The following is a 21,380-nucleotide window of genomic DNA, read 5'->3' on the forward strand; positions in this document are numbered from 1 at the left end:
AAACCACTGAGTGAACAGAAATGGAACACCCGCAATTCGCGGGAAGCTGCGCAACAGGAATCCAGAAAGTGGATTTTTCACGCTGGATGCAACTTGACGCCTGGGCATTCTCAACTTTTGATCGCCGCGGTTGCTGTTGCATGGGAGGGGACCCTTGCGGCTCATCATCGCCTTTGCCGGAAGCGCCACGCTCAGCTGGTCCGTGGCATCGCTGTTCACGGCGTCAGCCGCGGACAGGCCCCTGTTAATCGGGGCCGCGACAATCGCCTTGGCCGTCCCGGTGGCGCTGGAAAGGCGGTATGGCGCCCGCAAGCTGCGCGAGATGCAGCGAGAGCGGCAGGACTATTCCCGCTCGATGGATCCGGATGCGTGGCCAGGCTGACGAGCAGGGCGCCGTTTACATGACCATACAAAACTGGACCGCGAACGCGGACTCCGCGGGAGGTTACCCGGAGCCGCGAGCGACGACGGTGTTTGGCCCATCGTTCGACCAGACGGCAATCGAGACGGGCTTGCGCACCTGCGACGCCAATGCAGAAGCGGCGGCGCTAAGAGCGTTCGTGGCCGGGCTCTCGCGCTCCGGACGCGCGTTGCTGCTGGCGACTCTGCGTCGCCAAGCGGCTGACCAGCACATGCCGCCGTACCTGCGATCCGACATCGCCGCGCTGATTGACGACCTCGCTTCCGTATTCGCCGAGCTTCGCGATCCGGTGTGTTCCAAGGACGTGACTTAGCGCGTGTGGTGTGGCTGGCCGAGCGGGCCACAGCGAGAGCGCCGTGACTTGCAAAGAGCGATGAAGAGCCTGGGACCAGGGCGGACGCCGGGTCAGCGCCTGTAGGCGTCCGCCCCCCTAGGTCGGCGCGCGTCTGCCAGACAGCCCCTGTCTGCCGCGCTGAATCGATCTCAGCGGGTGAGATTTCCGCCGATGGTAGTGAAGGTGGTGTTGAGGTTGGTACCCACTGTCACGAGCGCAACGATGCAGACGACGATGATGAGCGCCGCGATGACGCCGTACTCCACCGCCGTCACGCCCTTGCAGTCGTTCGCGAGGTTCAAGGCCAGATCCGTCCCGCGACGCGTCAGTGCCTTCACTTTCTCAAGCACGACAGTCCCCTTTCTGTCCCATGTCCAAAAAATTGAGCCCCGGCCGCCTAACAATGACCGGCGGCCATGTTCGCGTCAACAATTACGAATCGATACGAGAATGGGACGGTGACGGCGGGCAGTACGCCTCCAAAGAATTCGGACGCGCTGCTGGCCGGCGCCCTTAGCGGCCACGCGGCGGCGAGTCCGCATAAAGCCGCCATGCTCGCCGCTTGATCGGGCGCGCGTTCGAGCCGGACCATGCCGCTCACCAGGATTAGCGTAGATCGAGATCCTGGCCGCTGTAGCCGCTGGACCGCCAGCAGGAGTTCATGCCCAGTCTCAGAGCGCGAGGGCAGAACGTGCGTCAGAGGGAACCGGAGTTGGCGCGGATGGTCGCAAGCGCCGTAAATGGATGACCGAAAATGAGGCGGAGCTAGCGCTGATGATCGCTGGCGCTGCGCTAGTGGAGTGGAACGACCTCGCCGACAGCTTCGCCACGGCCGGACTGCTCGACGTGTGGGGCGGATGCCGGACGCGGCTCCTACCGAGGAAACATGGCGGCGGGTTCGCACGCGCCAGGAGGTCTGGTGGAGTTCGGAACGATCTCACGCGGGTTTCGCGGGCCGTTCCTCTTGCCGGCTCGGGCTGGTAGAGGGCTGGCCGGCAAGCCGCCGGACGGGGCGGAGAATGACCCCTAGCACCGACGTAATCGTGCACGGCGCCCCCAAACAGAGCGCTTCCCGATTTGGGCCAACCGCTATGTTGTGACTGAGTTCTGGGCTCTGTGGTGGTCCGACGCTAAGTGTCTCAAAAGCTACGAAATCTGGCGGAGGGGATCGGATTCGAACCCACGATAGAGGTTTAAGCCCCTATGACGGTTTAGCAAACCGTTCACGACTGATGTCGGCACAAAGAGCGGCAGCGCCGCCTTCGCAATTGCAAGCGCTTAGCGGCCGCATGGAGCGCATAGAGCGCCCCTGGCGCGCAAGGGTCGGCACAGAGGTCGGCACAGCGCTGCCGGCTTCGCCGCCAGACACCTGGGCAGCGTTTAGCAGGTTCAAATCGGAGACACGCAGCCACTGGCAGTTGCCAATGCGATGCCGGTGCTGGAATGCTGAGGCGCCTCAGTGGCGACGAGAAAGTACGGGTGAGCGTACCGCCGGTTCGAATCCTACCCCATCCGCCAGTTCCCTTGCGCGTCGCGCTCTCCGCCTGACCGACCGTCGCGATGAGTGGCAGGTTTTCTGGGGTTTTCGGGGCTGACCTGTTGACCGGCCCGGCTCGGAGACGGCAGGAAATCGCTCTCCGGAGGCCGTTTCTCTCCGGACCTCCTGACTTGGGCGATTTAGTACGGAACGCGAGAACCTAGGTAAACGGCCTGTTTCCGCGCGGTCGGCACTTGCCGTTGTTCGAACCCCACTTGCCCGAAATCCGTACTTCGAGAGCAAACACTTAGGTACGGATCTGGCGCCCCTGTCAGGCACTTGTGCCGCCTGGGGCGACGGGAGTGGTTGCTTCGCCTGCTGCCTGAAACTCCTTGTAGGCCTTGTCCCAGTCCACAGCCGGGAAGGCCTCCCGAAGGCTCTGGACGAAATCCGGCTTGTTCAGGGTCTCGAAGGTGACGTCCTTGTATGTCTGCTTGAGCTCCATCCTCTTGATCAGCTCGTCCGCCTTCGGGATTACACCCTCCAACTGCTGCCGCAGCCAGCGGCGGGGCATCCTCATCGGTGGGCTCGGGCGACAGCAGTTGCCCGAGGAAACTGTCAGGAAGGTTCGCCAACACAGCTGGAACATAATATGTGACGATCTCGTCGCGGGACGCATTGAGGCTGACTTGCAGCTTGTCTCTCACCTTGGCCTGGAATTCCTCCAGCTTGGTGCGCAGCTCGTTGAGCCGCTTCTCAAACAATGGCTTCCTCGCCTTCAGCAGCACACGGCCGTGGTCCTTCCCGAGTGATGGCGTGAAGCTGTCCCGGATGCCCTTCAGCGCATCCTCAATATGCTTGGACGACAGCTCGCTTTCGCGTTCGATCAGGTCAAAGGTCGTGTTGAACCTCGACTGTGCTCCCTCCGGCACTCCGAGGTTCTGGATGACCTTGGGGATCGCCAGCTTCCGGCGTTGGATGGCCGCACCGGTGAGATTTAGTTCCACGTATTGCAGGTAGGGCTCGAAGACGCGGACCTGGCGGGCGACGTCGAAGCTTACCGGTGGCGCATCCTTCAGGCTTTGCTCAACCTCGGCAAACTGCGTCGGCGGGATGTCATCCGACCTAACCTCGACTGCTTGCTCCTGGATCCTTTCCCGTTCCTCGGGCGTCTTCGCCATCGCAACGGCGATCGCCTTGGCAGCCGGGGAAAGCCGAGCGAGGGCTTCCCGCACTTGCTCCGGAGACAAGCGGAGCGCGTTTGGAGCCTCGGTCTCCCGCCGGTCGGCCTCGAGGTACCGCGCGACGGGCGTGAAGATGAAACCCGCATCGTCAACCACCAGGAGGCCGGTGCGCAGTCCTGGGGTTGAGCGCACCGCAATGCCGGCAGCTCGCAGCGCGGTGACGGCGGCGAGGTCGCCGAAACCCATCCTCATCACACGCTCATCGAAGTCCAGGATGACTGTGATCAGGACCGGATCTAGGTGCTTGGCAAGCCGGGCGAGGGCCTCGGCGGGTTCTTGCTGGATCCCCGGCGCCGCATAGCAGACTGAGACCTGGGCGCCGCCGATGCACGCCGCCATCGCAGACGAATCCAGCGAGAGAAACATCGGACCAGTCACTGCGGCTTACCCCATCGCGGATCTGCCAACGCTGCGTCCAACTCGCGGCCAGTGAGCCGGGTCTTGACCTGGCTGGGACCGAGGTCTGCTCGAAACTCTCGGAGATCCGCGATGTGGTGGCCTTCCCAATCCGGATAGCCTCCAAGTCGCCCAAACACGTTCTGGAGGCGATGAGCGGTCGGCGTCTGCTCGCCCGCCAGCCTATGAAACTTCCCATTCAGATCATCGATATCCGGCTCGAAGCAGATCAGGAGTCGGCCAAGTTCATCGACCAACCGAAGCCGCGCCGCTTCGTTCTGGGCCGCGGCTTTCGCCGCCGCAGCTGCCGCGGCTCGATCCACCATCCCAGCGACAGTTGTCTGTGCCGAGAGGCGGAGGTTTGCTCGCGCGGCCTGCCAGGCCCCCGTTGGGGCCTCATTGCCATCCCAGGCCGCCACGAGAGCCTTCAGATCGGCGAAGGACCTGACCTCCCTCATCCCTTCTCCGCCCAGCCAAGCGCAGAGAGTAACTCGGAAAGCTCCTGCCTCGGCTGAAACCAGTAATAGCGGCAGCCGCTCACCAGGCTGTTGCAGTTGCCGCCACATAGCGTGTTGGCGCGTGTCGAGCCCATCGACACAGGCGGCATCAGGTGCGGCTGCGATCGCAGACGGATGCGTTGCGAGGCGCAGAGGGCCGTCGCCGATGCGGTGCATCGTGTTGCTCTCGGCCGTCACTTGCACACCTGTCCCGTCGAGCCCTGCAAGAAGTGCCTCGATATCGCCAGTCGAGAACAGACCGGCCTCGACCGCCATCGGGACAGGCTCGTCCTCTGGGAACGCCTGCATCAGGGTTGGATTGGCGCGGATCTCGTCTGCGGCTCGCGCCAGGGCGTCTTCGTCAACTTCCTCGCGGCCGATCAGCATGCGCAACGCCTGTGATAGCACAGGCTGCATCGGCCCCACGAAGGTCTCGAAAAGGCCGCAGCGCGACGCAAGTGCCTTGTACACCCGCTCATCGACGCTGTGCTTAAGGTAGAGGTTGACCACGGGCAGCACGGGCAGCTCCTGCCCGATGCGGTCGATACGCCCGATCCGCTGCTCGACCTTCGAGGGGTTCCAAGGCAGGTCAAAGTTGACCAGGGCACCGGCGGCCTGAAGGTTGAGCCCCTCGCTCGCAGCATCCGTACAGACGAGAACCTTGATGGTGCCGTCGCGAAGCGCCTTGGTGACCACCTCCTTCGAGGCAGAAACCCAACCATTTCCTGACCGCAGAGCCCCGCCTTCGCCGGAATAGGACGCCACTGATGTGCCGAAGGCACCTACGAGGGCATCGCGCAGATACACCATCGTGTCGGAGTAGCCGGTGAAGATGAGAACAGCTCTACCGTCGCCGGTAAGCTGTTTGGCCCGTGCCACCAGCCGGTCGCGCTTCGTATCAAGGGCGCCGAGTGCCGCGATCCGCTCCAGAAGCTCTTCGACCTCGACGAGCTCCGCGCGCGCTTCCTCAGGCGTCTCAGGCAGCGCCGACGTCAACTTCACATTCAGCAAGTCCTCCAGCTCCTGGGCGTCCTCGATGTCGAGAACACTCGGATCCGGAGCATGCTGGGCGATCACGGCCTTCAGACCGGTCGCGCGACGCTCCAGGCTTTTGCGCAACGCCACCGGCGAGCTCGCCGCACGCCGGCGATAGATCGTCATCACGAAGCCCTTGCCGGGCTTTTGGTTCTCGAGCTCGTCGAAGCGGCGATCGATGTAGCTCGTGACCGCCTCGTAGACTTCGCGCTCCTCCGCAGTCTCAAAGTCGAACGGGTCGTCCTTCACATCCCTGCTCGGCGGTGGGCGATCGAGCAGGCCCATCTCGAAGTACTTGCGCAGCGTACGCCTCGTGTTGCGGTGCATGCGCCTGGCCAACGGCGAGCAGGCGCGCAGCCACCGCACTGCGTCCTGCCGTGATGCCGCAGGCAGGAAACGCAGAGCCTTCGCGAAGGCATCCGCATCATCGATGGGAGGCAAGCCGAGGCTGGCTGGCGCAGGCGGACACTGTGGAGTCGCGGTTAGGATTCGCGCCAAGGCCATGCCTTCGCTGCGCGGCAGCGTTCCGCGGTCCAGGCTCGCCAGCGCCTCGTAGAAGCGGCGGACGACGTGGAAGCCGGAAAGCCACAACCCACCCTCACCGAGCACCTGCAGCAGATCCCAGGGCTCCCAGGGGTGCGTCTGCATCGGCGTGGCCGACAGGATCATGAAGCCGCGCGCTTGGCCCTTCATCTGCATCTGACGCAGCAGGCCGAGCAGCAAGGTTGGCGTGTTGAATTCGCCCTCGATCTGGCTGGCGCGCCGAGCGGCATGGCCTTCGTCCAGCAGCACGAGGTCCCAGGGTGTAGCGGCCATCAATGTCGGCAGATTGCTCTCCGAGCGCGCGGTCTCGCGGCTCAGCAGGAGCAGCGGCTCCTCCAGAGCCTCGGCCAGGCCAGAGACCGCCTGCTTCGTGCCATCTGGCCAGACGAGCGTCTTCGGCCCATCCATCCGCGGCACACGCAGGCCGCCCTTCTCACGGAGTTCTCCCTGCCACTGCGGCAGCAGGTTGGCGGGGGGCAGGATCAGCGCGCGCTTCACCCCACGACCTGCGAGCAGACGGCGCAGCGCAAGGATCGCCTCGACGGTCTTGCCCATGCCGACCTCGTCACAGAGCAGGCGCCCCTCGGGCCAAGCCGCGGCCGTTTCGGCGACCACATGCCGCTGATGCGGCCAGAGCGTGACGGGGGCCATCACGTCGCAGGTCGCCGCTCCGCCGTCTGGCATGTAGGGCGCCTCGAGGGCATAGCCCCACAGCATGGCGGCTCGCTGGCGACGCAGGTTGTCTTCGGGCTCCGCAACCGGCGGCGCTTCTGGCGCCAGCTTGATCAGCTCGTCCCGTACCGCATCGGGCAAGGACACGGCTACCACAGCCGGGTCGTCGCCCGACCACAGCAACTCGAACTCATCGCGAAAGTGCGCGTGACGTTCGGGATCATCCCAGCTTCGGCTGATCTCAAGCTTCTCGTAGTTGCCGCGGATGCCCTTGGCACTCTCGTTGCCGCTCCCGGCGAAGACCACTGCGTCGTCAGCCGCGTCCACAAACAGCCCGAACTTGGCGTGCAGGATGCCGTCACCCTGCCGCATGACGCCGACTTTCATCTCCAGCCAGCCTTCGCGTGCCAGCCAGGCCAGCATCTCCAGCCGGCCCTTCTGCAAGGCGGTCTCCGGCGTGCCCAGGCGCGCGAGCAGAGCATCGATCAGAGGCGCGTCATTGCCGGCATCGAGCAGCGCCCGAACGTCGGGCTCGGCCAGCTCCTCGTTCACCAGGAGGCGCAGCGCGGGCTTCTTGGTGATGGCACCATCGACGATGCGCTGGATGAACGCGCCGAAACCGGAAGCGGCGGCTGCGAGGACGGAAGACGAGAAGTAGGCGCAGCATCGATCGTATCGCACCGCGCGGCACAGCCCGGGCTCGTAAAGTCGGGCGACCAGCTGGCCGTCCGGGGCGCGGAGAAAGCGCGGCCAGTCAACGTCGCGCAGGGATGGCGTCATTGGAATAACCCCCTCGCCACCCGTCGAAGCAGGCACTTCTTACCGGCAGCCACAGCTCAGGCCTCGAACGAATTGCGGTCCCCGGAAGGGCCATCCATGAGTGCCTTCCACACCGGCGAGTACGGGAAGCATGCCGCGCTGCGGACACTTCGCGCACAGCTTCAGCGAGCAACGCAGCCGCTTGAACGTCCGGCCGGGCTGCAACTTGGTGCCGCCGGCACGGAGCAGGACATCCACCTCCGACCATCGGAAGATGTGCTTGTAGGCAATCCGATTGTTCTCCGACCCATGATGCGGCGCTGTTGCGACGATAGGTCCCCACGGCTCGGGTCGACTGTCGAGAAAGGAGTTTCGGTACTCAGGACCGTCGCCAAGCGGTGAATCGCCGCAGAACAGGACGCCCGGGGTTCGCCTCGTAGCCGGAGCGAAGAAGGCGAGGCTCGCCTCATTCGTCGGTGAGAGTCTGGCGAGGTAGCTTAGGTCGAGTTGCTCGGGCTCCCGCTGCTCGACAGCGTTGATGGGGACGAGGAAGCCAGGCACTCCGCCCGCGGGCGCACCGGTCTTCGAGTAGGCAACGAAATCAAACCAACGAATGCGTAGGTCGCGTTCTATCGCGGCCTCAGCGATCCCGCGTATCGTCTTCGCCGTCTCGATCAGCCCGAGCCAGTACGCGGCAACAGCAGCACCCAAAGGCCGTTTGGCGCGGTTCCTGCGGTAGTGGATGGATCGACGCGCTGACTTGAATGCCTTCTGGGCAGCCTCGTCCGACCCACGCTCACGCATGTGCTTCCGCAGATCGGCAAACCACGACGGCTCATCGAGAGGCTCAGTGGCGCCAAGATCGACAACCTCGTCGCCGCGATCAATCTGATCTCGCGGGACGTCGCTAGGCAGATCATCGGCAGGCCTCGGCCGCTCCGTCGGAACGTCCGCAGCACGAGCCCTTTCCTGCCTGACGCGATCGCTCAGGATCTCGGCGAAATCCTCCTCCTCAACCTCGTCGTAGTCGCGATCGGAATACTGGTCGCTCAGCTCATCCAACTCTTGAACCAGGCCGCTCATGAACCCCTTCGGATCGCGAATTAGCTCGGGGAGGACATCTACCCAGCGGCCGGGCAGCCAGACTTGCCCGAAGGAGAAAGAACGATCTTGAAGCAGGCTTGGCAGCCCTTCTGCATGGTCCTGGTCTGCGTGGGTACACACCACGATGTCGATATGGTTGAGGTCGGGAAAGTGTTCCCGCAGGACTGAGCCAACCTTGTTCCGCTCGTAGCCGCCATCGACGAGGACCGTGTAGCGACCACGACAAAGCAGGAACGACTCCCCCGATATCGGCAGGGCGTGAAGACTGCTGCGATACGGAGGGTGCGAGAGGCTCATTCCTCCTCCTCGTCCTCCTCGTCCTCCTCGGTCTCGTCGTCCTCCTCATCCTCGATCTCGGCCTCGTCAGCATCCTCGCCGCTGGGCCCGGCCGATTTGGAGAGCAGGTCGAGCACCGCCTGGTCGGGCTTCCTTTCCGTCCAGTCGGGCGGGGTCAGGCCGAAGACGGGCTGCAGCATGGCGTGCCAGGCGCGGAACTCGGCGAACTTCTGCGCCACGGCATTCTTCTCGCGCCGCACGGCGGGCGGGGCTGCGCGCAGCAGGGCCTCGATCAGTCGGACGGTCGGGTCGCCGAGCTTGATCCCGTGTCGGGTGGCGAAGGAGCGCGCTGCGCCGATGCCTGCCGCGCCGCCGCCCGCATCGAGATAGGTGAGGGCGAGGGCCTGCGCCTTATCGAGATGCGTGCGGAAAACCGTGTCACGCGGATGGATCTTCAGCGCCTCGGCCTTCTTCATCCGCCTGCCCTTGCCGGGCTCCCAGCCGAACAGGAGTTGCTGCGCCTCGGCTTCGGTGAGCGGCTCGGCACGCCTGCGGTCGGCGGCGGAGAGGATGTTCACCTTGTCCGCCTTGCGGGCGATCAGACCGGCCTGCTCCAGGTCGGAGACGTCCTTGCCGACTGCGTGGCCGAGAATCTTCGCCTCGTTGAAGCGGAACTCGGCAGCGCGCAGCGTGGCCCAGCAGAGGAGAGCGAACTGCGCCTCCTCTTCGACGCCTTGCAGGCCGCCCTGCGCCAGTTGGCGGATGCGCCAGCCGGCGACGGCATCGGCTGCGATGTCGATGGCGGCGCCAACGCTGACTGGCTCCCCCGTGTCCGTGCGGACCTGGTCGTAGGCCGAGAAGACCTCCATCGCCGGCCCAAAGCTGCCGACAAGCTGATCCACCGGGTTCAGGCCCTCGGCCGAGAGTCGCTCTGCGGCCGCTTCTGCGACGGTGCGAATACGGGCCTGCATAGCCGCATCGAAATAGCCGGTACCCGCGTGGTCGGGCCGGACGCGCGCGACGAGTATGACGGTGGACTGCGCCGCATTCTTCTTAGCCTGATGCAGGCTGTGCTCGCTCTCGGTCTTAACCGGCCAAGTCGCCGTAATGGTGAAGCCTGCCTCGATCAGGGAGGCGAATAGTGCCTCCCAGGCTTCCTGTTGCTTGTGCGTGAACATGACAGTGAGCACGCCGTCCTGCCGCAGCACGCGGTGCGCCTCGGTGAAAACCTTCGTCATCAGAGACTGGTAATGCACCTGCGCGGCTGCGGCGGCGTCCTTCGCCTTCTTGGCGCCTGCGCGGAATCGCGCATCGTTCTTCACCGCCTCCTCGGCATTCTCGCACAGGAGGGAGGAGAACCATTCGGGTCGCCGGTGGCCCTGGCTCCGCTTCAGCCAGACATAGAAGTAGTCGGCGAGTTCGCTGTACTGAACGTTGTCAGAGTAAGGCGGATCGACAACGATGGCGTCCAATGACTGGTCGGCCAAGTGGATCAGAGATGCCGCAGATCCTTGTGACATCTCAGCCGGGCTTCCGCCTTCCGCGCGCGGCAGTTTCGCTACCTGTTCGTAGGCCTCAATGACGCTTCCGTAGGCCCAGGCGAGTCCGCCCGACGCGGCGGTGGGTGCCATCTCGGCGAACGTGAGCTTGAATGAGAAGTCGTGGCGATCAAACGTATTCGCCATCGTGCCACGAATTGCATGCCAGAACGACGACGCGCTGTTGTAATTCGTCAGCTTGTCGACTCCAAACGCCAGAAGATGGATGATTGCCTCACCCAATTCCTCGCCTTCCTCAGCAAGGATCTTTGGCCGCAGGGCATGCAATTCCTCCATCAGCACACCGAAGCCGAGCAGCTGCCTGGGGCTGAACATGTCGGCCCAGCGCGTCACTCCGCGTAGCAGAGGTTCGCGCGTCTTCGATCCCTCGGGGATGCTTTCCGTCGGGATAAGATTTCGCGCCTCCCAATCCCCGCGCCACTGCTGCAACTGCGCTTCCGCGGCGTCCAGCGCGTCGAGGTCAGCCTGCTGCGGCGGGCGAAACTTCAGGCCCTGCGGCGTCTTCATCGCCACGGCATAGATCGCGCTGGCCATGCGACCAGATTGCGCCTGCGCCTTGATCCAGTCGGCAGGGATGACCTCGCCGGTGAAGAGGCTGATTCCCTTGCCCTTGGAATACGTTCGCGCCGGTGCCGATGCGAGCGCGCCAGAACCGACGCCGATAGGCCGGATTTCCGTTGTCCAGATGCCGGCCGCCTTATCCACTACGGGCTTCGCCACGACGGGAACGCCACTCTTCGTCTTCAGCAAATGCCAATCGGGCACCAGCGGCGTCATGTGCCCCGTTGTCGGGCAGGGGATGGTGCGAGCCAAAATGTAGCAGAGCGGCGGAACGTCGCCGTAGGTCGGATCGGTAACCGTAGGGTAGAAGCGCTCCATCTTCGCGTTGAAGCGCTTCCTCCAGATTGCGCCCCAATGTCGCGCACGATCCGCCAGCTTAGGGCCGAACCGAAACGGGTAGTCGAGGGTCGCTTCCAGCACGCTGCACGCAACGGGATTGTATTCGTTGGCCAGAGTCTGAAAGCCAAGACGGGCGCTTTCCAACGGGATCGAGCCACCACCAGCCATCGGGTCCATGACCGTCGGCAGATGGCCCCAGAGGGCCTGTGCCGCTTCGTGTGCCGCAGCGATATCTTTGGTCTTCAGCGGCGCGCGAAAGGCGCGCATCCCATGCGGGTTTTCGATCTTGGTCCCACTCGCCCGCGCGGCGGCGAGCATCTCCTCGCCCGCGATGACGTAGGCGGACGGCCCCCAGAACCCCATCAGACGCTCGAACGTTTCCCGCGGGAAATCCGCAGGTAGCACGCTGGCCAGGACCGCGGCGCGGCTAGCCGCCAACGGTCGGCGCGCCCACCAAACGTGGAAGCGCTTGTCAGGCGGCTGCTGGCCAGTACTGCGCTCCCGGATGCACTCCACGCCAATGGCCGCCGCCGGCAGCCACTCTTCGATCAACAGCCGCGGCCGTTCTGCCTTTTTGCCGTCCGGCATCTTCCCCCCAACCCTATTTCACGGCTTCTGTGATGATGCGCAGCGCCCGCACCCAGCGCAGCCCACGACCATCCTGCATGCGGCCAAACCAGGAGGCTGCCTCAGTGGCGTCAGCACCGCGGAAATACTCCGCCGATTTCGACAGGCGGCGGGCTTCGCGCAGGCCCATTGCCACGATCGCGAAGCCTGCGACGCGCGCGCCCCAATCCGCATCGAGCGGTTGGTAAGGTCCCGGCTCCAGCTTCGCCTTGCCGCCATTCGCCTTCAGCGCCGCGCGCAAGAGGCCAGATGATGCGGTCAGAGCCAGCGGCGACAGGGCGGCCACCCGATCGAAGCGCTCCTCCATCCGGTCATTCACACGGCGCCTGTAGATGATGGCCGCGAGCCCTTCGCGCCGCTGCACCACGCGCAGGGCAAAGGGCGCGGTGCGTGTGGCCTGGACCTGAAGCGATGCCATCGCGTCAGGCCGAGAGCGGCGCGAAGCGCGCGTCGATGGTGGCGGTGTCCGGCAGTTGCATGAAGAGGCTCCGCAAGAGGGCGCCCAGGTCAGCCTTGCCATCCTTGCCAAAGCCCAGCACCACGGTCACGCGGATCGAGCTGCCAGGCGCCAAGGCATTCCCCAGGGTCTGCGCCATAGTCAGCGGTTTGATGGCGGCAGCAACCTTCGTCTCCGCGACGCTGAAGGCAAGCTTGCCACCATCCTTCATGTCGCCGGTCAGCTCGGCCTCGATGGTGATGTCCGTGGCGCCGAGCGGGCTGGCCGCGCCGAGCGCCTTCTGCGCATCGGCGGCCGTCATGCAGGTGATTCGGAGCGAGAGCAGGTTGCGCTTGTCGGCGTAGCCCGATGCAACCTCAGTGTCCGTCGTCGAAGTAGGCCCGGCCCCCTTCGGCGGCGGTGGCGGAATCGGCAGCCCGCCGGGAGGTGGTGGGGGTTCCTGGGCGCCGGACACCTTGAGCCAGCCTTGCGCCGTCGCGCTGCCGGCTTCGGCGACGCGGGTCGCCTCGTCCATCGGGAGCGTGGTCAGCTTGCGCCCGTCATCCCGTCGGCGGTGGCCGTTCGTTGTGTAGACCGCCCCCTTGGCGTCGAAGGCCGTCCCGTCCTCCTGCCGCACCGCCAGCTTCCCTTCGGCGACGGCGCGCAGGATGGAAGCGCGCACGACCGTGGCGTTCGGCACCAGGCGAAGGCTCTGCGCCGAGAGGAAGCGTCGGTGCAGTGCCGCTGCCGAACGTGCTTCCGGTTCGTCCGACAGTGGCACGGCGCCGCCGAACACCAGTTCCAGGAAGCGATCGGGGAAGAGGCTGTCCGTGTCGCCATAGATGAGCTTCCGATCCTCGACGAACGCCTTCACAGCGTCCTGTCCGGAGGGAAGCTGCATCGGCGGTGTGTCGGGCGGCGTGATGAAGCGCTCGTCGATCGTGAGGACAGCACCGTCCGCGAGCACCAGGCGATTGAAGGCCCGTGCGGCTTCCAGGCGCGTCGCCTTCCGCAGTTCCGGAATCTGCTTCTTCAGCTGCTCGCGTGCCAGCTTGCCGCCTTCGCTGTTCGTTTGCTCGGCTTCGATCGCTTCGGCGGCCATGAGCCGCTGAATGCGTTGGATTGCCTTCTCCAGCCCGTTGGTGTCGGGCGCCACGGCGAGGATGGCGTTGCGGTAGGTGCGCATCGTCTCCGCACCTGGCGTATCATCGGTGTAGGTGACGACTGACTTCGCGATGTCCTCGTTCTCGCAGAGGGCGAGTTGCAGCTCTGGGCGTTCCGGCACCGCCTTGGCATTGGGCGGCCAAGCGAGCAGCTTGGCGAAGGCACCCTGGAAGGATTTCTGGACCTCGGTCTTGAGCCGATCGAGTGCATCTGCCCGGGGCACCTGCCCCATGCGTTCCTCGATCTGCTTCAGGATGTTCGGCTCGTAGCGGAACTGCCAGGCATTGGCGCTGCCGCTCATCGGGTAGAGGTGCCAGCAGGCACCGGCGAGCCGATCAAGTGCGTGCGCCGGTTCGTCGCCACCGTCCTCGGGCCGCACCACGGCGAGAGTCAGGTCCGCGGGATCGAGGCCGCTATTGCTTTCGAGCGGCAGGCTTTCGAGGAGCAGGGCGGAGGCAACGCGCCGGTGGTGTCCCCAGACGCCGCCGTCGAGCTCGCCGGCATGGCCTTCGACATCCGCGGCGACCGCGGCCCTGAACTTCTCGCGGCCGAGCCGTTCGAGGAGGTCGTCCTGGATCAGCGGGCTGGACCAATTGATCTCACCCGCCGTGATGATCTCGGGGTTGCGCACCGGGTCATCCCAGACGCCGCGCACCATGCGGGCGAAGAGGCGCAGCGTGCCGCGCGAGAGGTTGTAGTCCGGCAGGACACGAAGGCGCTCCTCGGCCGTCTTGATCAGGCGCGGATGCAGCGGATAGCAGGCACGCAGCCGCTCCGCATATTTCGGGGAGCGGGCTTCCTCGGGCACCAGCGTCGGATGGTCGATGGCGATGCGCTGGTAGAGGGCATGATGATCCGCCGAGGCCTTGGCGGCGAAGGCGGGATCCACCTGATCGAACAGGCGGCGGATGATGACCTGCGCGGTCTCATTGCCGATCGGTTCGATTACGGTGGCCTGGCGACCGGTCTGCTGCTCCAGCATCCGCGCGAGGTGCGCGAGGCGTGCTGCGCCCTGGGCGTTGGCGGGCTGGTCCTTCGGATCGGTAATGACGAGGACCGTCTGCTTCCGCGTGGCGATCGCTGTCATCAGCGTGCGGAGGAAGCCGATCAGGTTGCCGACCTCCTGCTCGGTGAGCTTGTCCATGTGCAGGACGAGCTCGTCGAGGAGAATGAGGGTCGGCTCGTTTGGCAGCCAGGACTCGACCGTCTGCTCGTCGGGTGAGGCCGCCGCGCTGTTGGTCGGACCGAGGGCGTTCAAGGCGCTGGGGCCGCCGAGTTGGAAGGCCAGCTCGGCCGCGAGGCTCTTGGCCTCCAGATCGCCATGGCGGGCGAAGACCGGGTAGCCGGCGCCTTCTGCGTCGATGCCGCAGATGCGGACAGAGGCTGGGCGGCCTGCCGGGGGAAGGAGATCCGTGCCCTTGGTCGGGTCGCCGATGACCTTGGCGAGGTGCCAGAGGGTCATCAGCGCGTGGGTCTTGCCGCCGCCGAAGCCGGTCGAAAGCCTGAGGATGGCGCCAGCCTCGGTGGTCGAGGCGAGTCGGCCGAAGACGTCGCGGCACAGCTTGGTCAGCGCAGCGGTCGGATGCGTGTTCTTGAAAAACTGCTCCGAGTCCCGGTAAATTAAAGGGCCGTCATTGCGGATCAGCTTACCAAAGCTGGCTGCGAAAATGGCGTCGTCCAACTCGCCCTGCAGAACGTCGTCGCGCGGCTTACTGCCCTCCTTCACACCCATAACGCTCAGTTCCTCCGGCCGGATCGGATCAATATTCTACGGGAGGCCGATTCTGCCAGAAGGCTAGTTAGCGCTCCCCTGGATAGTAATCTACAGGATAGAGCCTTCTCCGGTCGAGATCGCGATAGGCGAAGCGAACGTATGTGCTCGTATTTCTATGCCCTGCCGGCGGCTCAGGTCGCGGTTACCAGCATCTCCTGTCCTCAGCGCATCGGGCGCTGATCGCCCCAATGCTCGGAGAAAGGCTTCATCAGCCCCGGCAGCGTCATCCCCTCCGCCTGCCGCCCATCCAGGATCGCCTCGACGATGTCCGGCGCCAGCAGCGTCAGCCGCAGTACGCGCGAGACGTAAGACGAGTTGATTTTCTCGGCCGCTGCCAGCTCGTTGATCGTGGCGAAGCGCCCGGACTCCAGCATCCGCCGCCACCGGAAGGCACGGGCGACCGCCTTGATGAGCGTGATGTCCTGCCGGCGCTCCAACGCCAGCAGGCCTGGCGTGAGCATCGCCTTCCGCCCGCCACGCGGCTTCACCCGAAGCGGGATGACCACCGTGAGGGTCTGCGCCGCGTCGCTCATGCTGCAGCCCTCCCGGCCTCGGGCGTCTGGGCGGCCAGGTCCCGCACCAGGCTGCCGAGCCCGTCCAACCGCAGCCGCACCGCGGCGCCCTCCGCCCGGACGTCGACCCTGTCCACCAGCAGCCGCACGATGCGCGTCCGTTCGGCGGGGAAGAGCTCGTCCCAAAGCGGCTCTATGCGCTCCAGCGCCAGCAGCACCTCCTGCTCGGTCACGTCCGGCGCTGTCGCGCGCGCGGCCCGCTAGGTGCCGACCACCATCTCCGGCTGGCGCAGCAGCGCGCGGACTTGGGCTACCACCGCCGCCTCGATCTCGCCGGCCGGCAGACGCGCGATGGCCGGCCGCTCCGTCGCGCCGCCCTTCAGCACGGCCTGGCTGACATAGTAGCGGTACATCTGCCCGCCCCGGCCGCGGCTGTGGCTCGGCGACATGGCGCGGCCGTCGCTGTCGAAGATCAGCCCGCGAAGCAGCGGCGCCGTGGTGTTCCGCGTCCGGTTGACCCGTACCCGCGGGCTGACCTGCAGGATGGCGTGCACCGCGCCCCACTGCGCCCGGTCGACGATGGCGTCATGCTCGCCGGGATAGGCCATGCCCTTGTGCACCGCCTCGCCGAGGTACAGGCGGTTGCTGAGGATCCGGTAGACGTCGCTCTTCGTCAGCGGGCGGCCCCGCTTCGTGGTGGCGCCCTCCGCGCGCAGCGCCTGCACCAGTCGGGTGCAGGACTCCAGCTCGACGAAGCCCTGGAAGATTCGCCGCACCAGCGCGGCCTCGGCGTCGTTCACCACCAGCTTCCGCTCCCGCACGTCGTAGCCGAGCGGCACGAAGCCGCCCATCCAAATGCCCCGCTTGCGCGACGCCGCCACCTTGTCGCGGATGCGCTCGCCGATGACCTCTCGCTCGAACTGGGCAAAGCTGAGCAGGATGTTCAGCGTCAGCCGGCCCATGCTGGTGGTGGTATTGAAGGACTGGGTCACGGAAACAAAGGTCACGTTGTTCGCGTCGAACACCTCGACCAGCTTGGTGAAGTCGACCAGCGAGCGACTCAGGCGATCAATCTTGTAGACCACCACAACATCGACGAGTCCCTCCTGGATGTCGGCGACCAGGCGCTTCAGGGCGGGGCGTTCGAGGGTGCCGCCGGAGATGCCGCCATCGTCATAGCGCTCGCGGACGAGCACCCAGCCCTCGGCGCGCTGGCTGGCGATGAAGGCCTCGCAGGCCTCGCGCTGCGCGTCGAGGGAGTTGAACTCCATGTCGAGCCCCTCCTCGCTCGACTTCCGAGTGTAGACCGCGCAGCGCAGCTTCCGCAGGGTGGCCGGCATCACTCCGGCCGGCTTCGTGTCGCGCTTCATGCCGCGTTCCGGCTCGGGCGCAGCCCGAAGAACACGCGCCCATTCCACCGCGTTCCGGTGATGGCGCGGGCGATGGCGGAGAGCGACTGGTAGGGCTGGCCCTGGTACTCGTAGCCGGCGCGCGTGACCGTCACGACGTGCTCGACGCCCTGGTAGTCGCGGATGAGCTGCATTCCGGCGATCGGCTTGTCGTCGCCACGCATGCGGCGGACGGTGACCTTTCCACCGTCGAGCTGCTCGCCGAGCGCCTCGAGGCGGGCCAGGGTCTCGGGCTTCAGGCCGCCATAGGCCAGCTCCTGGATCCGATAGGCGAGGCGGCTTTCCAGGAAGCGCCGATTGTAGGGCGGCGGCTCGGTGCCGAAGAGGTCGCGCCACTGCTGTTTCAGCGCCGGCGTGGCAGCGCTCTTCAGGGCGGCGAGCCGGCCCAGCACGTCGGCGGGCGGAATGGCCGGCGCGGTGAACGTCGGCGGCGTGCCGGGCTTGGGCTTCGTGGTGCGCGTCATGCGTCTCTCCGGTTGGTCCGGTTCGCATCCAGGCGCTCCCTGGCCGAGAAGTGTAGCAACCGCTCTCCGCGCTCCGCGCCGTCGCGCGCGGCTTCCTCGGCAGCGCGGCTCCTCAGCCGCAGCAAGCCGCGCGCGAGGATGTCGCAGACCTCGCGGAGGTGGGGCTGCAGTTGGGGGTTCGGAGGGGGCGAGAGCATGGTTCGAACCGAACATCGGACCAGACCGCTGCAAATCGAAGTGCAATCAATCGCTTGGCGAAGGCGCGCGAAAACAAAGGAAGCGATGCGCAGAGCGCGCCGGTGGCGGATGCCGGTGCCAGGGAGCTGCGAGCCTGTCCGGCGTGCACGAATCGGGAAACCTGATCCGCTCGGCCGAACGCCGCACGGCGAAATTGCCCTTGACCCCCAGGGAGGGGGATGACTACGGCAATCCGCGAAGCCGCATGGGAACGGACAACTTAGAATGCAAGAGCCATGACAACGCGAACGGCCTCTCTCGGACAAGCGATCGTGGCGGCCAGAAAGGCGAAGGGTCTCAGTCAGAAGGACCTCGCCGCCGCCATCATGAAGGATGACGATTCGGGCGCGATCTCTCCCCAGTACCTGAACGACATAGAGCACGACCGCCGCAGCCCGACCTCTGATCATCTGATCCGGCAGTTCGAGAAGGTGCTCGGTATCGAGGAGGGATACCTCTTCGTGCTGGCGGGCAAGATCCCCGACGAGATGCGCCGCAAGGCGCGCGATCCTGCGAAGGTTTCCGAGGCATTCCGGGCCTTCCGCAGAACCCTGACGAAATAGCGGAGCCGCCTCGATGGTTGCCTGGGTCCCGGATCGCTCTGGTCGCTTCCCAAAGCGTCCGCACTACACGCAGCAGGAGCTCGACCGTGAATGCGAGGCGATCGTCGGGCGCTTCCTCCGCGAGAAGTACGGCAAGGTCGAGTATCCCCTGACCACGAACGACCTCACCATCCTTGTCGAAAGCTTCTGCTCCGACGTGGACCAGTACGCCGACCTCTCTGCCGAAGGAGCCGACGTGGAGGGGATGACCGAGTTCTTCCCCGACATCGCACCCAAGATCTACATCTCCGAGCGAATCGCGACGGACGAGCGGCGCGAGAACCGCCTGCGGACGACGCTGTCGCACGAGCTCGGCCACGCCCACTTCCACCGGCTTCTCTTCGCGGAGCTCTTCGCACCCGGCGCCTTGTTCTCCCGCCGACCCTCGGAAGCCAAGATGGTGTGCAAGCGGGACAACATGTTGGGCGCGAAAGAGGTGGACTGGATGGAGTGGCAGGCGGGCTATGCCAGCGGCGCCTTCCTGATGCCCGCCTCCGCCTTGCGGCGGTACCTGTCCGCCTTCTGCTCCAGCCGGGGGCTCCATACGGCCATTCCGGTCGAGTCGCCCGATTCGCGGGACATGCAGCAGGCGGTCATGGAGGGCTTCCAGGTCTCCGCGGATGCTGCGCGGGTCCGCCTGCTGAAGCTCGGCTTCCTCACGAATCAGCCGGGGCCGCCGTCGCTGTTCGGCTGACGCACGACCGCTACGCTACTCCACGTAGATTTTCGCTTGTGCCCGCACGACGAATCGCGATACGGCAATTAGCGGAGCGCCGGATCGTCTGGCGCTGGCCTGACCGAAAGACCTCCCCCCGTGCCCACTGTCCCCGATTTCCTCCGGAGCACGCCGCCGGCGTCGCTTCGCGCCTACTTCACCGCCATCAAGGCCGCTCTCCCGCCGGATGTGGTGTGGGAGGGCGCCGCAAACGAGGTCGTCCCGCCGCTGCTGCGCGCGGTGGACGGCATGGATGACGCCGCACGCCTGCGGGTGATGAACGACGCGGATCGCGTCGGCGCCATGGCGAATGAGGCTGGCGAGGCGGCGCTCTATGCCGTGGCCAAGGATCCGGCGTGCCTGGATGCGTTGGAGAACAGCCACGCCCGCGCCCTGTGGATGTTCCTCAACGACGTCGCGGGCTTCAACCACGCCGAGGAAGTCCGCTACGCCGACGACAAGCGCTTCGGAAAGACCTGGGACGGGTTCAACTGCCAGCCGAAGCTGGTCGTCCCGCGCGATGGCGAGCCGATTGCCGCGTTCAAGAAGGCCATCGGCGAGCGCTTTGAAAGCCGGCATGTCGAGATCGAGATCTGCGACCGCTCGCGTCCGTCGCAGGAGGGTACCGACGCCGAGCTGGTCCAGGTCGCGATCTATCGGGAGGGGCGCGCCGGGGATCGGCGGGTCTTCGTGAACGGCAGGTTGGATCGCCTCGCCTTCCGTCCCGTGATCGAAGCAGCCATCACCTACGAGCCGGCCAGCGGTGTCATCGAGATCGTGGCGCAGGCCCGGGAAACGCGCGAGGAGATGGTGCGCCTCTTCGCGGATCATGTCCTGCGCGCCCCCTTCGAGGGTCAGCGCATTCCTATCCGGCAGTATGACCTCAGCCGGCTGCGCGAACCGTTCGATTTCCCGACCGACCCGGAGGACAATATCGAATCCGTGCGGGTCACGCAGATGCGGCTGATGCCCTACGACGTCCAGGGACAGCGCTTCACCGTCGAATCCATGCGCACGAGCGACGAGACGGTCTGGCAGATGGCCGCGGCCGGGATGAAGGGCCAGGAGCACGGGATCGAGGGCTACGTGATCACGCAGGTCCGGTTCACGATCCGGTTCCGCGCCGTGCCCGGCGTTCGCGGCGGCCGGACCCTGCCGGTCACGATTACGATGCCGAAGGGTTGCGACTTGAAGGACCGCACCGAGCGCGAGCGGCTGGTGGGGGAGAAGTATCTCCGCCGCTGGAAGCTGCTGCGGGATGTCTGATGGCGCCGCAGGCCTCGGTGCCGAAGCGGTCGACTTCCTGCTGGAACTCCTGGAACTCCGCGAGCCGCGGCTCTCCGGCGCGGCCGCGGAGCTTCGACCCGACCCCGCACGGCGGCTGATGGCGGCCGGCCTGATGGTGCCGCAGGACCACGAGGCGGGCTCGGCCTCCCTCGCCGACCACGACGACGTGCCGGTCTCGCTGATCTGGTCGGAGCAACATGCTGCCCTGGCCTATTTCAGCCCGGCTGTCGGGTTGGTCCCCGTTCCGCATGACCGCCTGGTGCGGCACAGGGCGGATGTCGAAGCGGTCCTCGCTGCCGCGACCGCCAGGATGGACCTGCCACGCGGGCGTGCGCCGCATGCGCTGGTCGAGGGCCTGCTTTGGGAGATCGGCGAGGTGCGCCTCGGTCGGCGCCCCGCGCGCGTGCCGCTCTGGTTTGCCCGGCGCCTCGTCGACTCTGCGGTGGTGCAGCAGGTTGTCGGCGCCGCGCGCGCTCGGCCGCACAATCGGCTGCGGGTGATCCTCACTAGCGCGCGGCCTTCCCGCGTGGCTGAAATCGAGATTCCCGGTGCCGCGGTGGTGGCGCTGCGCGACGTATTGGCCGCACCGGACAACCTCGCCATCAGCCCCGATATCCTCGATGCCCGGCTGCGCGGCGTGCCAGCTGAGCAGGACGGCCGGCCTCTCGTCCTGTCGTCCGATGGCCGGCAGCTGCGCATCGGCACCCAACCCCCGATCGCCTTCACGTCGGACGCCCACATCGCCGCCATCCGCAAGCTGGTGGATGCCTACTATCGCGGCGAGAGGCTGCCGATCCGCGAGCTCACCGACCTCGGCAGCCCCGCTCGTCTGTTCGGCGCCAAGCGATGGGCCGTGCTCAAGCGCCACATCACCACGGTGAACGGCCTGTGGGGCTTCGACCTATAGGCCGTTTTCTCCCTGTTCTTCTCCCGACT

The 21,380-nt window shown here is 65.9% G+C and carries 18 protein-coding genes; 6 read left to right on the top strand and 12 right to left on the bottom strand.

Annotated elements, in window-relative coordinates; genetic code table 11:
- Positions 1-154 precede the first annotated feature (154 nt).
- Entirely contained in the window at positions 155-382 is a 228-nt protein-coding gene (locus ACLF3M_RS23975) for a hypothetical protein (RefSeq protein WP_430659511.1), read from the top strand.
- On the top strand, positions 366-734 hold the full coding sequence (locus ACLF3M_RS23980; RefSeq protein ID WP_430659512.1) for a hypothetical protein: 369 nt from the start codon (positions 366-368) through the stop codon (positions 732-734). Before ACLF3M_RS23975 ends, ACLF3M_RS23980 begins: the two co-directional genes overlap by 17 nt.
- Before the next feature lie 170 nt (positions 735-904).
- Here the strand turns inward: ACLF3M_RS23980 and ACLF3M_RS23985 are convergent, their stop codons facing one another.
- The 12 genes from ACLF3M_RS23985 to ACLF3M_RS24040 form a co-directional block, all read right to left on the bottom strand.
- Positions 905-1,105 carry a Flp family type IVb pilin gene (locus ACLF3M_RS23985; RefSeq protein WP_430659513.1) on the bottom strand — a complete coding sequence of 67 codons (201 nt, stop codon included), beginning with the start codon at positions 1,103-1,105 and terminating at the stop codon, positions 905-907.
- Between the two features lie 1,327 nt (positions 1,106-2,432).
- Entirely contained in the window at positions 2,433-3,842 is a 1,410-nt protein-coding gene (locus ACLF3M_RS23990) for a hypothetical protein (RefSeq protein ID WP_430659514.1), read from the bottom strand.
- A gap of 8 nt (positions 3,843-3,850) precedes the next feature.
- Entirely contained in the window at positions 3,851-7,399 is a 3,549-nt protein-coding gene (locus ACLF3M_RS23995) for a DEAD/DEAH box helicase (RefSeq protein ID WP_430659515.1), read from the bottom strand.
- Between the two features lie 39 nt (positions 7,400-7,438).
- Positions 7,439-8,779: an MBL fold metallo-hydrolase gene (locus tag ACLF3M_RS24000; protein ID WP_430659516.1), complete on the bottom strand. Its 1,341-nt coding sequence runs from the start codon at positions 8,777-8,779 to the stop codon at positions 7,439-7,441.
- A complete protein-coding gene (locus tag ACLF3M_RS24005) occupies positions 8,776-11,805 on the bottom strand; it encodes a DUF1156 domain-containing protein (RefSeq protein ID WP_430659517.1) in 3,030 nt (1,009 codons plus the stop codon). Before ACLF3M_RS24005 ends, ACLF3M_RS24000 begins: the two co-directional genes overlap by 4 nt.
- A gap of 13 nt (positions 11,806-11,818) precedes the next feature.
- Positions 11,819-12,262, bottom strand: a complete 444-nt coding sequence (locus tag ACLF3M_RS24010; RefSeq protein ID WP_430659518.1) for a DUF7680 family protein — start codon at positions 12,260-12,262, stop codon at positions 11,819-11,821.
- 4 nt (positions 12,263-12,266) lie between these two features.
- Entirely contained in the window at positions 12,267-15,176 is a 2,910-nt protein-coding gene (locus tag ACLF3M_RS24015; protein ID WP_430659519.1) for a DUF499 domain-containing protein, read from the bottom strand.
- Positions 15,177-15,379: 203 nt separating this feature from the next.
- The gene (locus ACLF3M_RS24020; protein ID WP_430659520.1) at positions 15,380-15,751 is read right to left on the bottom strand and encodes a hypothetical protein; all 372 of its coding nucleotides are present in this window, start codon (positions 15,749-15,751) and stop codon (positions 15,380-15,382) included.
- Positions 15,748-15,963 carry a hypothetical protein gene (locus tag ACLF3M_RS24025; RefSeq protein ID WP_430659521.1) on the bottom strand — a complete coding sequence of 72 codons (216 nt, stop codon included), beginning with the start codon at positions 15,961-15,963 and terminating at the stop codon, positions 15,748-15,750. Before ACLF3M_RS24025 ends, ACLF3M_RS24020 begins: the two co-directional genes overlap by 4 nt.
- A gap of 27 nt (positions 15,964-15,990) precedes the next feature.
- On the bottom strand, positions 15,991-17,100 hold the full coding sequence (locus ACLF3M_RS24030; protein ID WP_430659522.1) for a recombinase family protein: 1,110 nt from the start codon (positions 17,098-17,100) through the stop codon (positions 15,991-15,993).
- Positions 17,097-17,603 carry a DUF2924 domain-containing protein gene (locus tag ACLF3M_RS24035; protein WP_430659523.1) on the bottom strand — a complete coding sequence of 169 codons (507 nt, stop codon included), beginning with the start codon at positions 17,601-17,603 and terminating at the stop codon, positions 17,097-17,099. Before ACLF3M_RS24035 ends, ACLF3M_RS24030 begins: the two co-directional genes overlap by 4 nt.
- A complete protein-coding gene (locus ACLF3M_RS24040; protein ID WP_430659524.1) occupies positions 17,600-17,800 on the bottom strand; it encodes a hypothetical protein in 201 nt (66 codons plus the stop codon). Before ACLF3M_RS24040 ends, ACLF3M_RS24035 begins: the two co-directional genes overlap by 4 nt.
- Positions 17,801-18,076: 276 nt before the next feature.
- Here ACLF3M_RS24040 and ACLF3M_RS24045 point away from each other — a divergent pair, with 276 nt between their 5' ends.
- The 4 genes from ACLF3M_RS24045 to ACLF3M_RS24060 all read left to right on the top strand — a co-directional run bounded on the left by ACLF3M_RS24045 (position 18,077) and on the right by ACLF3M_RS24060 (position 21,351).
- Complete coding sequence (locus ACLF3M_RS24045; protein WP_149537228.1) at positions 18,077-18,403, top strand: helix-turn-helix domain-containing protein; 327 nt, start codon at positions 18,077-18,079, stop codon at positions 18,401-18,403.
- A gap of 13 nt (positions 18,404-18,416) precedes the next feature.
- On the top strand, positions 18,417-19,136 hold the full coding sequence (locus ACLF3M_RS24050) for an ImmA/IrrE family metallo-endopeptidase (RefSeq protein WP_430659525.1): 720 nt from the start codon (positions 18,417-18,419) through the stop codon (positions 19,134-19,136).
- A 120-nt stretch (positions 19,137-19,256) separates the two neighbouring features.
- The gene (locus tag ACLF3M_RS24055; RefSeq protein WP_430659526.1) at positions 19,257-20,423 is read left to right on the top strand and encodes a hypothetical protein; all 1,167 of its coding nucleotides are present in this window, start codon (positions 19,257-19,259) and stop codon (positions 20,421-20,423) included.
- Positions 20,416-21,351 (top strand): hypothetical protein, encoded by a 936-nt coding sequence (locus ACLF3M_RS24060; RefSeq protein ID WP_430659527.1) that lies wholly within the window; start codon positions 20,416-20,418, stop codon positions 21,349-21,351. Before ACLF3M_RS24055 ends, ACLF3M_RS24060 begins: the two co-directional genes overlap by 8 nt.
- The last annotated feature ends 29 nt before the right edge of the window (positions 21,352-21,380 follow it).

This window comes from Falsiroseomonas sp. HW251, assembly GCF_050563545.1.
Lineage (GTDB): Bacteria > Pseudomonadota > Alphaproteobacteria > Acetobacterales > Acetobacteraceae > Falsiroseomonas.

What these genes read in the sequence shown, in the direction of transcription:
- ACLF3M_RS24035 (WP_430659523.1), bottom strand. Translation starts at nt 17,603, where the DNA reads ATGACGCGCACCACGAAGCCCAAGCCCGGCACGCCGCCGACGTTCACC.
- ACLF3M_RS24020 (WP_430659520.1), bottom strand. Translation starts at nt 15,751, where the DNA reads ATGAGCGACGCGGCGCAGACCCTCACGGTGGTCATCCCGCTTCGGGTG.
- ACLF3M_RS24005 (WP_430659517.1), bottom strand. Translation starts at nt 11,805, where the DNA reads ATGCCGGACGGCAAAAAGGCAGAACGGCCGCGGCTGTTGATCGAAGAG.
- ACLF3M_RS24010 (WP_430659518.1), bottom strand. Translation starts at nt 12,262, where the DNA reads ATGGCATCGCTTCAGGTCCAGGCCACACGCACCGCGCCCTTTGCCCTG.
- ACLF3M_RS23980 (WP_430659512.1), top strand. Translation starts at nt 366, where the DNA reads ATGCGTGGCCAGGCTGACGAGCAGGGCGCCGTTTACATGACCATACAA.
- ACLF3M_RS23995 (WP_430659515.1), bottom strand. Translation starts at nt 7,399, where the DNA reads ATGACGCCATCCCTGCGCGACGTTGACTGGCCGCGCTTTCTCCGCGCC.
- ACLF3M_RS24000 (WP_430659516.1), bottom strand. Translation starts at nt 8,779, where the DNA reads ATGAGCCTCTCGCACCCTCCGTATCGCAGCAGTCTTCACGCCCTGCCG.
- ACLF3M_RS24030 (WP_430659522.1), bottom strand. Translation starts at nt 17,100, where the DNA reads ATGAAGCGCGACACGAAGCCGGCCGGAGTGATGCCGGCCACCCTGCGG.
- ACLF3M_RS23990 (WP_430659514.1), bottom strand. Translation starts at nt 3,842, where the DNA reads ATGTTTCTCTCGCTGGATTCGTCTGCGATGGCGGCGTGCATCGGCGGC.
- ACLF3M_RS24060 (WP_430659527.1), top strand. Translation starts at nt 20,416, where the DNA reads ATGTCTGATGGCGCCGCAGGCCTCGGTGCCGAAGCGGTCGACTTCCTG.
- ACLF3M_RS24015 (WP_430659519.1), bottom strand. Translation starts at nt 15,176, where the DNA reads ATGGGTGTGAAGGAGGGCAGTAAGCCGCGCGACGACGTTCTGCAGGGC.
- ACLF3M_RS24045 (WP_149537228.1), top strand. Translation starts at nt 18,077, where the DNA reads ATGACAACGCGAACGGCCTCTCTCGGACAAGCGATCGTGGCGGCCAGA.
- ACLF3M_RS24050 (WP_430659525.1), top strand. Translation starts at nt 18,417, where the DNA reads ATGGTTGCCTGGGTCCCGGATCGCTCTGGTCGCTTCCCAAAGCGTCCG.
- ACLF3M_RS24040 (WP_430659524.1), bottom strand. Translation starts at nt 17,800, where the DNA reads ATGCTCTCGCCCCCTCCGAACCCCCAACTGCAGCCCCACCTCCGCGAG.